General features: G+C 63.3%; 13 protein-coding genes and 1 tRNA gene. 5 read left to right on the top strand and 9 right to left on the bottom strand.

Annotation, left to right across the window (positions count from 1 at the left end; all coding sequences use genetic code 11):
• Positions 1 to 4 precede the first annotated feature (4 nt).
• From KW062_RS12540 to KW062_RS12530, 3 genes are read left to right on the top strand one after another with little or no spacing between them, the layout of a single operon-like run.
• The gene (locus KW062_RS12540; RefSeq protein WP_105755568.1) at positions 5 to 757 is read left to right on the top strand and encodes an SGNH/GDSL hydrolase family protein; all 753 of its coding nucleotides are present in this window, start codon (positions 5 to 7) and stop codon (positions 755 to 757) included.
• 36 nt (positions 758 to 793) lie between these two features.
• Positions 794 to 1,405 (top strand): DNA-3-methyladenine glycosylase family protein, encoded by a 612-nt coding sequence (locus KW062_RS12535; RefSeq protein WP_105755567.1) that lies wholly within the window; start codon positions 794 to 796, stop codon positions 1,403 to 1,405.
• Positions 1,402 to 1,665 (top strand): Ada metal-binding domain-containing protein, encoded by a 264-nt coding sequence (locus KW062_RS12530; protein ID WP_105755600.1) that lies wholly within the window; start codon positions 1,402 to 1,404, stop codon positions 1,663 to 1,665. The genes KW062_RS12535 and KW062_RS12530 overlap by 4 nt, the downstream gene beginning before the upstream one ends.
• 20 nt (positions 1,666 to 1,685) lie before the next feature.
• On the opposite strand, the gene KW062_RS12525 is transcribed toward KW062_RS12530, so the two are convergent.
• From KW062_RS12525 to KW062_RS12485, 9 genes are all read right to left on the bottom strand, one after another.
• The gene (locus KW062_RS12525) at positions 1,686 to 2,327 is read right to left on the bottom strand and encodes a hypothetical protein (RefSeq protein WP_027620288.1); all 642 of its coding nucleotides are present in this window, start codon (positions 2,325 to 2,327) and stop codon (positions 1,686 to 1,688) included.
• A gap of 117 nt (positions 2,328 to 2,444) precedes the next feature.
• Entirely contained in the window at positions 2,445 to 2,825 is a 381-nt protein-coding gene (locus tag KW062_RS12520) for a RidA family protein (protein ID WP_105755566.1), read from the bottom strand.
• Between the two features lie 141 nt (positions 2,826 to 2,966).
• Positions 2,967 to 3,041: transfer RNA gene (locus KW062_RS12515), tRNA-Gln, on the bottom strand.
• A 174-nt stretch (positions 3,042 to 3,215) separates the two neighbouring features.
• The gene (locus tag KW062_RS12510; RefSeq protein WP_027620290.1) at positions 3,216 to 3,668 is read right to left on the bottom strand and encodes a YMGG-like glycine zipper-containing protein; all 453 of its coding nucleotides are present in this window, start codon (positions 3,666 to 3,668) and stop codon (positions 3,216 to 3,218) included.
• A 191-nt stretch (positions 3,669 to 3,859) separates the two neighbouring features.
• Positions 3,860 to 4,708, bottom strand: a complete 849-nt coding sequence (locus tag KW062_RS12505) for an ureidoglycolate lyase (protein WP_105755565.1) — start codon at positions 4,706 to 4,708, stop codon at positions 3,860 to 3,862.
• Between the two features lie 29 nt (positions 4,709 to 4,737).
• Positions 4,738 to 5,478 (bottom strand): SDR family oxidoreductase, encoded by a 741-nt coding sequence (locus tag KW062_RS12500; protein ID WP_105755564.1) that lies wholly within the window; start codon positions 5,476 to 5,478, stop codon positions 4,738 to 4,740.
• Entirely contained in the window at positions 5,475 to 6,845 is a 1,371-nt protein-coding gene (locus KW062_RS12495; RefSeq protein ID WP_027620293.1) for an MFS transporter, read from the bottom strand. The genes KW062_RS12500 and KW062_RS12495 overlap by 4 nt, the downstream gene beginning before the upstream one ends.
• A gap of 95 nt (positions 6,846 to 6,940) precedes the next feature.
• Positions 6,941 to 8,521, bottom strand: coding sequence for an aldehyde dehydrogenase (NADP(+)) (locus tag KW062_RS12490; RefSeq protein WP_105755563.1), 1,581 nt, complete (start codon positions 8,519 to 8,521; stop codon positions 6,941 to 6,943).
• Between the two features lie 243 nt (positions 8,522 to 8,764).
• Positions 8,765 to 9,715, bottom strand: coding sequence for a LysR family transcriptional regulator (locus KW062_RS12485; RefSeq protein ID WP_105755561.1), 951 nt, complete (start codon positions 9,713 to 9,715; stop codon positions 8,765 to 8,767).
• 113 nt (positions 9,716 to 9,828) lie between these two features.
• On the opposite strand from KW062_RS12485, the gene KW062_RS12480 reads away from it, so the two are divergent.
• Both KW062_RS12480 and KW062_RS12475 read left to right on the top strand, forming a co-directional pair.
• The gene (locus KW062_RS12480; RefSeq protein WP_027620296.1) at positions 9,829 to 11,010 is read left to right on the top strand and encodes a fumarylacetoacetate hydrolase family protein; all 1,182 of its coding nucleotides are present in this window, start codon (positions 9,829 to 9,831) and stop codon (positions 11,008 to 11,010) included.
• A 46-nt stretch (positions 11,011 to 11,056) separates the two neighbouring features.
• Positions 11,057 to 12,841, top strand: a complete 1,785-nt coding sequence (locus KW062_RS12475) for an IlvD/Edd family dehydratase (RefSeq protein WP_105755560.1) — start codon at positions 11,057 to 11,059, stop codon at positions 12,839 to 12,841.
• The last annotated feature ends 140 nt before the right edge of the window (positions 12,842 to 12,981 follow it).

The following is a 12,981-nucleotide window of genomic DNA, read 5'->3' as shown; positions in this document are numbered from 1 at the left end:
CGTCATGAATGAACAGTTCGCCGAGCGTGTGCTCGGTCCGCTGCTTTTATTGCAGGGTCTTTATACCCGCTGGGTCACGCCCCGACTGCCGGAGGCGAGCGGTGAACGCCAGGGTCAGGCCGGCAGCGGCTCGCCCTTGCGACTGCTGATTGGCGGCGACTCGGCAGCCGCCGGGGTTGGCGCACAGACCCAGGATGAAGCGCTCTGCGGTCGGCTGGTGGCGCAGTTGGCGGGCGACTATCAAGTCGACTGGATGCTGTGGGCGCAATCGGGCCTGAATTCCCTGGCGCTGTTGACGCTGCTGGAGGCACAAGACGCGCAACCTTTCGATGTGGCGCTGCTGTCGATTGGCGTCAACGACGTCACCAGTCGGATCCGTCTGGAGCCATGGCTGATGCTGCAAGAACGCCTGCTGCAGCTGTTGCGTGACAAGTTCGGCGTGAACCAGATTATCGTCTCGCCGCTGCCACCGATGCATCTGTTCCCGGCCTTGCCGCGTCCGCTGCGAGGTTACCTGGGCAGCCGCAGCAGACGCTTCAACCAGCATCTGGCGACGCTGGTGGAGCAGACCGCCGGCTGCACCTTGCTCGACATCAACCTGTCGCCAACGGCCGGGCAAATGGCGCGCGACGGGTTCCATCCCGGCCCGGCGATCTACAGCCAATGGGCCGAACACGCCGCCCGTGCGATTGGAAAGCCCTCGCCGGTTGAATTTGAACGCAAGACGGCGGGTGCGACGCAGCGCGCAGGCGACTAACCTGCCCAGGTTATCCCGACGTTCGCGAACCCCACCATGCCCTACTCCACCGCCAGCCAGTTCCTCGCCGCCCTCGACCCGGACTGGGCGCGCCATGTCGCGGCCATCGGCCCTTGCCTGCATGAACCAAAACCCGCCCGCGAGCCCTACGAGGCGCTGGTGCGGGCCATCGCCTACCAGCAACTGCACGCCCGTGCCGGCGATGCGATTGTCGCGCGCCTGTTGGCACTGTTTCCCGAGCAGGTGTTCCCCAGCCCTGAGCAGTTGCTGGTCAGCGACATTACGATGCTGCGCGGTTGCGGCTTTTCCGCTAGCAAAATCGCCACCCTGCACGGCATCGCCGCCGCGACCTTGAAGGGCACGGTGCCGGCCTACCGGGAAGCACAGGCCATGGACGATCAAACGCTGATCGAACGCCTGACCCGCTTGCGCGGTATCGGTCGCTGGACCGTGGAGATGCTGCTCATTTATACCCTCGAACGAGAGGACATCCTGCCCGCCGACGACTTTGGCGTGAGGGACGGCTATCGCCGCCTCAAAGGCTTGAGCGACGCGCCCAAACCACGGGCCATGAGCGACCTCGGCGCAGCCTGGAGCCCGCACCGCACGGCAGCCGCCTGGTACTTGTGGCGAGTGCCCAAGGGTTGAAAATCTACTGGCTGCTCGATGCCCACGGCCAGCCCGTCGCCAGCGACCAACCCGGCCTGCTCGGCGGCCACCGACGCTCGAAAATCTACGGTCGCCTGGATTGCCCCGGCGCCCTGCGCGCCATCGCCCGTGGCGGCTATGTCAGGCATCGGGTGTTCTTTGCCGACGAGGACGCCGCAATCGCCGCCGGGTATCGGCCGTGTGCGGTGTGCTTGCGCGAGGCTTATGGGCGGTGGAAGAGTCTGCAGGTGCCGCGCTAGCGAGCATCTGCTATGGGAGACTACTCAGAATCATCAGTCGCAACACTCATGCGTCTGGGAACCGCTTTTCCGTATTTCCGGGGTTTTGGTAGAGAGTCAATGTGAGCACCGCGCAGCTTGCGCATCGCCACCGAAATGCCCGGTTCCAGGGCTTTGACATAGCGAAATAGTGGAGTCGCCCAATCATCAGGAAAGTGCTCGGGCGTGAAGCCTTTTTCCGCGATGACTTCCTTACATTCAGGGTCAGTGGAGCAGTAATCGAGCATTTTCACCAACCCACCCAGCGGCAAGCCACTCACGAGGATGGCATAGAACGGTTCCGAAAGTTCGTGAGTGAACCAGCCCAGTCCGTCGATCAACTCGGCATACTTTTCCGAGATGATCACTGCACGGACCACATCGTCATCCTCCTGCGCCAGCGTGCCGATCAGATAACCAAACTCACCCATCACCACAATCGCCCTGGCGCTGTGCGGCGCTTCTTCACGTTCATAGGTGAAGGTATGGGGCTCGTAAAGCGCCGCCTCGTCGAGCAAGACAATTGCGCGCAGATAATCCATGGCCCGTTCGAAGGAATAAAACTCGCCCAACTGCCGGGTGATCAGTGGGTAACGGAGGTTGAAACCGAAATTCTGCTCGGCATCGCTAAGTGTGTATTCCATTGCTTCAATCCTGGTCACAGGTGCCGTACAGGGCCGATTTCGAGACGAACCGTCAGCTTAGGGACTTTGCAGTAACGCCACAACGCCATCACTGCAAGGCACTATGGGGCGCTGGGCTCAACCCTTGGCCGCCATCGCCGTCACTTCCACCCGCATGCCTTCGACCGCCAGGCTGGCCACGCCGACGGCGGCGCGCACGGGCCATGGCTTGGCGAAGAAGCGTTTGTAGACTTCGTTGAAGGCGGCGCGATCGGCCATGTCGGTGAGGTAAATGGTCAGGTGCATAACCCGGTCCATCGAGCTGCCGGCGCGCTCCAGGGCCACTTTCAGTGCCTGCAGGGTGCATTCGCTTTGCAGGGTGATGTCGCCCAGTTCGAGGCTGCCGTCGGCGCGGGTCGGGATCTGGGTGGAGACCAGCACGCCGTTGAAGCCGGCGACGTCGGAGGAAATCGAATCGGCATCCGGATCAGGGGTGAAGGTGATGTCTTGGTTGGTCATCGGGGTCTCTGCGTTGAGAAGGAAAAAGGCCGGCCAGTCTACCGCGCCCCACCCCGCAGGCAAAAAAAAACGCCAGGCTGAAAGGCCTTGGCGTTTTTTTGTCTGCTCTGTCTCGTTTTACCGGGAAGAGCAGGAAGAATATGGCAGGGGCGGCTGGATTCGAACCAACGCATGGCAGGATCAAAACCTGCTGCCTTACCGCTTGGCGACGCCCCTGTAGCACTTCGATCATTGGCCTTTGGCTGGCCTCTGTGCGAGTGGGCGGCAATTTACCAACATTTCTTGTGTCTGTGAACCCCCCGAGCAAACAAATTGTTTTGAAAACAGCTACTTATTCCCTTGAACCATGAATTGAGCGGTTTGCCAGCCCGCTAAAGCGCCCCGCCCGACTCAAGGTGTGACCTGATAGCCCTTGCCCTGCAGGCAACTGGTGTAGGCGCTGGAGCTGGCAGAACTACCGGCCTTGGCGTCCGCCCGACGCTCCTGGCGTTGCCGCGAGCCGCCGACCACGGCACCGGCAGCGGCGGTCTGCTTGGCGCGATCCTGGCGGTATTCCTGTTTGACGTCGTCATCGACGCGGTCGTACACCTCGTCTCGCTGATTACCCCGGACCTGCGCGCCCACCGCACCCGCCGCCGCGCCGACGGCCGCCCCACGCAGGCGACCACCGGAAGTACCGGTGGTCGAAGTGCCCTGGCTGGCGGCGATGCTGTGGCATTCGTTGATATCGAGTTGGACCTGCTGCGAGTTCTGGCCCTTCATCGGCACCACCGTTTCAGCCCATCCCTGGGTGGCGGCGACCGACAACGCGACGCACAGGCTAATGGACGACAACCTGTTCATGATGACCTCCGAGCGGTGATTGCATTGGGTCAATGCAGTGTAGATCACCTGTTCTGGAGGGTTGTGCCGGGGTGCAGTTCACAGCCCTGTGGGAGCTGGCTTGTCGAGACGCCGCATCGCAGCGATTCAAACACCTCGGTGTGCCAGACAAGCCGGCACATCCAACACCTGCAGCGCCTGATAAGCAGTCATCAGTCTGCCTGCACCGTCACCTGCCGTTGCTCACCCAACCCGGCGATGCCCAGGCGCATGGTCTGGCCGGGGCGCAGGTAGACCGGGTTGGGCTTGATGCCGAGGCCGACGCCCGGTGGGGTGCCGGTGGAGATGATGTCGCCGGGTTGCAGGCTCATGCAGCGGCTGAGGTAGGCGATCAGTTGCGGCACGTTGAAGATCAGCGTGCGAGTGTTGCCTTGCTGGTAGCGATGGCCGTCGACTTCCAGCCACAGGTCAAGGGCGTGAGGGTCGGCGATTTCGTCGCGGGTCACCAGCCACGGGCCAATCGGGCCGAAGGTGTCGAAGCCCTTGCCCTTGTCCCAGGTACCGCCGCGCTCCAGTTGCCACTCGCGCTCGGAGACGTCGTTGATCACGCAGTAGCCGGCCACGTGCTCCATGGCGTTGGCCTCATCGATGTTGCGCCCGGCCTTGCCGATCACTACACCCAACTCGACTTCCCAGTCGGTCTTGACCGACCCGCGCGGGATCTCGATGTCGTCGTTGGGGCCGCAGATGGCGCTGGTCCACTTGTTGAAGATGATCGGCTCCTTCGGCACTTCCATGTTCGACTCGGCGGCATGGTCGGCGTAGTTCAGGCCGATGCAGATGAACTTGCCGACCTGACCGACGCAGGCACCGATCCGTGGCTGGCCCGACACGAGAGGCAGGCTCTGCGGATCGATGGCCGCTAATCTGGCCAGGCTGTCGGCGCCCAGCGCCAGGCCGGCGATGTCCGGGACGTGTGCCGAGAGGTCGCGAATCTGCCCGTGGACATCCAGCAGTCCGGGTTTTTCCGCACCCTTTTCGCCATAACGCAATAATTTCATGGGATCTCCTGCTACTAGATAAAGAGGCTTCAGATACTCATGCCGCCATCGATGACGTGCACGCCACCGGTGGTGTAGGCCGAGGCGTCGCTGCCCAGGTACAAAGCCAGTTGGGCGATTTCTTCGGCGCTGCCGATGCGGCCCATGGGCTGACGTGCGAGAAACTGTTGGTACACATGCGCCTCGGCGACGCCCTGCTGTGCCGCCTGTTCGGCGATGCGCTGGCGCAGCGACGGTGACTCGACGGTGCCCGGGCAAATCGCGTTGCAGCGAATGCCCTGGCCGATGAAGTCGGCGGCGACCGCCTTGGTCAGGCCGACCACCGCCGCCTTGCTCGCGGCGTAGGCAAAGCGATTGGGCACACCCTTGACGCTGGAGACCACCGACGACATGTTAATGATCGAGCCGCCGCCACGTTCCAGCATGCCTGGCAGCACCGCACGAATCAGCCGGTACATGGCCGTGACATTGATCTCCATGGAGCGCGCCCAGGCCGCTTCGTCGCAGTCGAGGATATTGCCGCTGTGCACATAGCCGGCACAGTTGAACAGCACATCGAGGCCGCCGATTCGCTGGCAGGTTACGTTGATCGCCTCGGGCGACGTCACGTCGAGGGTGATCGCCTCGACCCCGGCGATACCTTGCAGCCCCGTCACATCAATGTCGCTGGCGAACACCTGCGCGCCCGCCTCGGCAAAGGCGATGGCGCTCGCCCGGCCGATGCCCTGCCCGGCTGCCGTCACCAGCACCCGCTTGTTGTGCATGTTCATTGTTTCTCCATTTTTGTGCTTTTCGCCGCCTTGCCGAGCATGCCGGCAGGAATCGCCAGGATCAGCCCGCCGCTGACGAACAGGCACAGAGCGAGGACGTAGGTGCCGTTGTTGATATTGCCGGTGAGGTTCTCGGCGACGGCGGTGATCATCGAACCGGTGAAGCCCGACAGGTTGCCGATGGCGTTGATCATGCCGATCCCGGCTGCGGCGGCCACACCCGAGAGCAAGGTGCCCGGCAGGGTCCAGAAGATTGGCATGAGGCTGAGGATCCCCGAGGCCGCGACGCTGAGGAACAGCACCGAGAGCACCAGATTGTCAGCGAAGAACGCGCTGAGGATCAGCCCCAGGCCGCCGATGAACGCCGGGATTGCCGCATGCAGACGACGCTCGCCGGTGCGGTTGGAATGCCGCGCATTCAGCAGCATTACCACGGTCGCCACGCCGTAGGGAATCGCGGTCAGCAGGCCGATGTGCAGGCTGTTGGTGATGCCGGTGCTCTTGATGATCGACGGCATCCAGAACGCCAGGCCGTAGAAACCGGTGTTGAAGGTCAGCAGGATCAGCACCAGCAGCCATACGCGCGGGTTGAAGAACACTTCGCTCAGGCGCGACACCTTGCCCTGGTTGTCGGTCTGCAGATTGGCCTTGAGCAAGGCTTTTTCCGCGGCGTTGAGCCACTTGGCCTTATCGATGTTGTCGCACAGGCAGACGATGATCACGAAGGCCATGATGATCGACGGAATGCCCTCGATGATCAGCATCCACTGCCAACCGGACAGGCCGTGCACGCCCTGCATGCTGGTCATCAGCCAGCCGGAGAGAATGCCGCCGAGGGTCAGGCTGATCGGCATGGCCATCAGGAACCCGGACATCACGCGACTTTGGCGATGGGTCGGGAACCAGTAGTTGAGGTAGAGGATGACGCCTGGGAAGAACCCGGCTTCACAGATCCCCAGCAGGAAGCGCAGCACGTAAAACATGGTGCTTGATTCGATACCGAAGAACGCGGCCAGTGGCACGGTGTAGGCCACCGCCATGGAAATCACTGCCCAGCTGAGCATGATCCGGGCGATCCAGAAGCGCGCGCCGAAGCGATGCAGCAACAGGTTGCTCGGCACTTCGAACAGGAAGTAGCCCCAGAAGAACATGCTGGCGCCGAGGGCATAAACGGTGTTGCTGAATTGCAGTTCGGCCAGCATGTCGAGCTTGGCGAAGCCGATGTTGACGCGGTCCAGGTAGGCCGCCATGTAGCACAGCAACAGGACTGGCAGGATGCGCCAGATGACCTTGCGGTAAGTGCGGTCCTCGAAATCGAGTTCGCTGGCGTGCGCCTGAGCGGGCAGATGCTCGGATACGGTTTGCATGTAGGTAACCCCTGGGCATGTGGACATGCCTGATTGTTTTTATCGAATGGGTCACGCCGGGCGGGTATCGCACCCGGCGTTGAAGTGCCGTCGGACTAGAGTGCCTGGGTGGTTTTTTCTCCGTTGACCAGGCGCATCAGCCCCAGTGGATTGCGGTTTTGCAGGGCCTCCGGGAGCAAGGCGTCGGGGAAATTCTGGTAGCACACCGGGCGCAGGAAGCGGTCGATGGCCAGGGTGCCCACTGAAGTGCCACGGGCATCCGAGGTGGCCGGCCAGGGGCCGCCGTGGACCATGGCATCACAGACTTCGACACCGGTCGGGTAGCCATTGACCAGCACGCGACCGACCTTTTGCTCGAGCAGCGCCACCAGATCGCCGGCCTGTGCCAGTTCGTCCGGCTCACCCAGCAGGGTCGCGGTCAACTGACCGCGCAGGCCTTGCAGGGCCGCCAGCAGTTGCGCGCGGTCAGCCACTTCGACGACTACGGTGGCCGGACCGAAGACTTCTTCCTGAAGCAGTTCGTCGCCGCTGAGCAGCAGCTCGACATCGGCCTGGAACAGTTGCGCATGGGCCTGATTGCCCTGCTGCGGCTGCCCGGCCAGATGAGTGATCTGTGGATGCTCGAGCAAGCCCTGGCAACCCTGCACATAGCTGCGCAGGCCGCCGGCATTGAGCATGGTCTGCCCCGGTTGCTCGGCGATCAGCCCGCCGAGGGACTGCAGGAACAAGCTGAATTCAGGCGAACGAATGCCGATCACCAGCCCGGGATTGGTGCAGAACTGGCCCGCGCCCATCACCACCGAGGCTGCCAGTTCGCTGGCGATACGCTCGCCGCGTACCTGCAGCGCCTGGGGCAATACCAACACCGGGTTGATGCTGCTCATCTCGGCAAACACCGGAATCGGTTGAGGACGGGCGGCGGCCATGTCGCACAGTGCCCGGCCGCCCTTGAGCGAGCCGGTAAAACCGACGGCCTGGATCAGCGGGTGCTTGACCAGCGCTTCACCGACCCCGGCGCCGAAGATCATGTTGAACACACCGGCGGGCATGCCGGTCTTTTCGGCGGCGCGAATGATCGCCTCGGCCACTTGCTCGGCGGTCGCCATGTGGCCGCTGTGGGCCTTGAACACCACCGGGCAACCGGCGGCCAGCGCGGCGGTGGTGTCACCGCCAGCGGTGGAAAAAGCCAGGGGGAAGTTGCTCGCACCGAACACTGCCACCGGGCCAACGCCCAGGCGGCACTGGCGCAGGTCGACCCGCGGCAAGGGCTGGCGTTGCGGCAAAGCGAGGTCGATGCGGGCGCCGAGGAAATCGCCACGGCGCAGGGTCTGGGCGAACAGGCGCATCTGGCCGCTGGTTCGCGCCCGCTCACCTTTAATGCGCATTGTCGGCAAGGCGGTTTCGCGGCAGACCAGGGCGACGAAGGTGTCGTCCAGGGCGTCCAGCTCATCGGCAATGGCGTCGAGGAATTCAGCGCGACGCGTGGCTGGCAGGTTTCGGTAGACGGAGTAGGCCTGATGGGCCGCCTGGGCGGCGCCATTCACTTCTTCTGCGGTGGCCTGAATAAAGCCGGTGGGCAATGACTGCCCGGTAGTCGCATCAACGCTGTGCAGGACCACGGAGCCAGCCGCGCTGCGGGCGCCGCCGATGAAGTTGTGACCAGACAGTTCGGGCATGACAGTCTCCTGACCCAGAGTGAAATCTGGTCGGTACTCTACTGCCGCGAATCGATTCATTCCCAATGGCATTTTTGGATTAAGTGATAACGTTTGGTTATCGAATTTTGCCTGGATTGGTGCAGTACCTGTAGGAGCGAGCCTGCTCGCGATGGCGGCGTCAGATCCAATATGAATGTGGGCTGATATACCGCCTTCGCGAGCAGGCTCGCTCCTACAGGGGACTGTCGAGTTACTCCCCTATCACCCAACCGCATTCCCCGCCAACCGCGCGTTTTCCTTGAGAATCTCGGCAAACTCCAGCGCCGCTCCCACCAACGGCTCACCCTTGCGCGTCAGGATCCCGTAATCCTGGGGCGCCAGGTGCAGGGGCGTGTCGAGGGTTTTCAGTTGGCCGCTTTCCAGCAGCGAGTCGACCATCGCATCGGGCAGCATGCCGATCATCGGGCCACGACGCAGCACCTGGAGGAAGGTCTGCATGGAAATGGTGTCGACGGTGTTTTTCGGCATCGCCACCCCGGCTTCGGCAAACGCCCGCTCCATGCGCGCTCGAATCGGCGTGCCCACCGGGTAGAGAATCCACGGCAGGTCCACCAGTTGCTGCAACGAGGTCGGCCCCGCCTCCGCCAGCGGATGCTGACTGTTGACCACGATGCAGAACGGCTCCGGGGCCAGCGGCTGGAAGTCGTAGCGCTGCTGCTGGCCCTGCTCGGTGAAGCGCGCCACGGCGAGGTCGAGTTTTTTCTCTTCGAGCATTTCCATCAGGTGGTTGCTGGTCTGCTCCACCACCTCGATCGACAACAGCGGCCAGCGCTGCTTGATCTGCAGGATCGCCTCGGGCAAGGCAATGGCGGTGGCGGCGAAGATCCCGCCGACCTTGAGATGGCCATGCCCGCCTTCGCGCAGGCTGCCGATCTGCTCGACGAACGAGCGCGCATCGTTCAAGGCAATCTGCGCGTAACGCAACACGTGCTCGCCCAGCGCCGTCGGCGGCATGCTGCGCGGCTGGCGTTCGAACAGGGCGAAGCCCAGCAAGCTTTCGATTTCCTTGAGCATCTTGCTGATTGCCGGCTGGCTGAGGTTCATCTGCTGCGCCGCCAGGTGCATGTTGCGCGTGCGCCCCAGGGTGTCGATCAGTAGCAGGTGCCTGAATTTGAGCCAGCCGCAGAAGCTGGAGAAGGACAGTTCCGACATGGGGGTTCCTCGGCGAACAATAACCATACGTTATCGATTACTGAAAAGATCTCATTGGAGTTTATCGACTGCCAGTCATAGCGTGAAGCCTTCACCCACCAGGAAGTTTCGCCATGTCGCTACTGCTCACCCCCGAAAACACCCTGCCGATCGACGGCGTATCCGGCACCCTGATTGGTCGCGCCTGGGTGCCAGGGGCGATTGCCGGGCCGTCGCTGATCGTGCTGCGCGGCGATGGTGTGTTCGACCTCTCGGCGCATTTCCCGACCCTCAGCGACCTGCTGGAAACCGAAGAACCCGTGGCGGCCGTGCGCCGAAGCCCGGGTACGTTCATCGGCAGCGTCGAGGCGTTACTGGCCAACACCGGCCCCCATGCCGACCCGAACCAGGCCCACCTGCTGCCGCCGCTGGACCTGCAAGTGATCAAGGCCGCCGGGGTGACCTTCGCCGCGAGCATGATCGAGCGGGTAATCGAGGAACAGGCCGGTGGCGACGCAGCCAAGGCTGAAGAAGTTCGCGAGATCGTCCACGGGGTGATCGGCGACAATCTGCGCTCGATCGTCCCGGGTTCAACCCAGGCTCTGCAGTTGAAAGCACTGCTGATCGAACAGGGCATGTGGTCGCAATACCTGGAAGTCGGCATCGGCCCGGACGCCGAGATCTTCACCAAGTCTCCGCTGCTGGCCGCCGTCGGCACGGGTAGCCAGATCGGCGTTCACCCCGGCTCGCAATGGAACAACCCCGAGCCGGAAGTGGTGCTGGCGGTCAACAGCCGTGGGCAGATCCACGGCGCGACCCTGGGCAACGACGTCAACTTGCGTGACGTCGAAGGCCGCAGCGCGCTGTTGCTGGGCAAGGCCAAGGACAACAACGCCTCCTGCGCCATCGGCCCGTTTATTCGCCTGTTCGACGAGCAGTTCAGCCTCGACGATGTGCGGGCCTGTGTGGTCGATCTGCAGGTCGAGGGCGAGGACGGTTATCGCTTGCACGGCTCCAGTTCGATGAACCAGATCAGCCGCGATCCGGCGGACCTGGCCGGGCAGACGCTCAACGCCAACCATCAATATCCCGACGGCTTCCTGCTGTTTCTCGGTACCCTGTTCGCCCCGACCGAGGATCGTGATCACGTCGGCAGCGGCTTTACCCATAAGCTCGGCGACCAGGTACGCATCAGCAGCCCGTTGCTCGGAAGCCTGCACAACCGCGTGACCCATAGCAGCACCGCAGCACCCTGGACCTTTGGCGTCAGCGCGCTGATGCGCAACCTGGCAGCCCGCGGCCTGCTTGCCCGATAACGTCCAGACAGCTTGTCGATTCGCCCATTACAAGAGAAAAAACAACATGACCGACATTCCAAAACGCCCGCTGCGCAGCGAGCAATGGTTCAACGACTCTGCCCATGCCGACATGACCGCGCTCTACGTCGAGCGCTACATGAACTACGGCATGACCCGTGAAGAGTTGCAGTCGGGCCGGCCAATCATCGGCATCGCCCAGACCGGCAGCGACCTGACTCCGTGCAACCGCCACCACCTGGAACTGGCGCAACGGATCAAGGCCGGGATCCGCGACGCCGGCGGCATTCCCATGGAATTCCCGGTGCACCCGATCGCCGAACAGACTCGCCGCCCCACCGCCGCCCTGGACCGCAACCTGGCCTACCTGGGGCTGGTGGAAATCCTCCATGGCTATCCGCTGGACGGCGTGGTGCTCACCACCGGCTGCGACAAGACCACCCCGGCCTGCCTGATGGCCGCCGCCACCACCGACTTGCCGGCCATCGTGCTCTCGGGCGGGCCGATGCTCGACGGTCACCACAAGGGTGAGCTGATCGGTTCCGGCACCGTGCTCTGGCATGCACGCAACCTGATGGCCGCCGGTGAAATCGACTACGAAGGCTTCATGGAAATGACCACCGCCGCCTCGCCGTCGGTGGGACACTGCAACACCATGGGCACGGCGTTGTCGATGAACGCTCTGGCCGAAGCCTTGGGCATGTCGCTACCCGGTTGCGCGAGCATTCCGGCGCCGTACCGCGAGCGCGGACAAATGGCCTATGCCACCGGCAAGCGTATTTGCGAGCTGGTGCGCCAGGACGTGCGGCCGTCTCAGATCATGACCCGCGAAGCCTTCGAGAACGCGATTGCCGTGGCCTCGGCCCTCGGCGCCTCGAGCAACTGCCCGCCGCACCTGATCGCCATCGCCCGGCACATGGGCGTCGAACTGAGCCTTGACGATTGGCAGCGGATCGGCGAAGACGTGCCGCTGCTGGTCAACTGCATGCCGGCCGGCAAATACCTGGGCGAAGGTTTCCACCGCGCCGGCGGCGTTCCGGCGGTGATGCACGAACTGCAAAAGGCCGGGCGTCTGCATGAAGATTGCGCGTCGGTCAGCGGCCAGACCATCGGCCAGATCGTCCGCGATTCCCTGACCAGCAACGCCGATGTGATTCACCCCTTCGAAGCCCCGCTGAAACACCGCGCCGGCTTTATCGTGCTCAGCGGCAACTTCTTCGACAGCGCGATCATGAAAATGTCGGTGGTCGGCGAGGCCTTCCGCAAGACCTACCTGTCCGAACCTGGCGCGGAGAACACATTCGAGGCGCGGGCTATCGTGTTCGAGGGTCCGGAGGATTATCACGCCCGAATCAACGACCCGGCGCTGGACATCGACGAGCGCTGCATCCTGGTGATCCGTGGCGCCGGCACCGTCGGCTACCCGGGCAGCGCCGAGGTGGTGAACATGGCGCCGCCGGCAGCGTTGATCAAGCAAGGCATCGACTCCCTGCCCTGCCTCGGCGACGGTCGCCAGAGCGGCACCTCGGCCAGCCCGTCGATCCTCAACATGTCACCGGAAGCAGCGGTCGGCGGTGGCCTGGCGTTGCTGGAAACCAACGACCGACTGGTGGTCGACCTCAACGCCCGCAGCGTCAACCTGCTGGTGGACGAAGCCGAAATGGCCCGCCGCCGGGCGCTGTGGAAACCGAACATCCCGGCCTCGCAAACCCCGTGGCAGGAGCTCTACCGGCAACTGGTCGGCCAACTCTCCACCGGCGGCTGTCTGGAACCGGCGACCCTGCACCTGCGCATCATCGCCCGCAGCGGTGAGCCGCGGCATTCGCATTGATGGTGGATCGCCCCCGGATGTGAATTGAGGGGGCGCCCCGATCCTTGTAGGAGCTGGCTTGCCAGCGAAGGGGCCCGACAAGCCAGCTCCTACACAGGAATCGAGAAACGAGCTAGTACATTCCTTCATACCTGCCATTA

This window comes from Pseudomonas fluorescens (genome assembly GCF_019212185.1).
GTDB lineage: Bacteria > Pseudomonadota > Gammaproteobacteria > Pseudomonadales > Pseudomonadaceae > Aquipseudomonas.
This window is presented reverse-complemented; position numbering and strand designations above follow the sequence as displayed.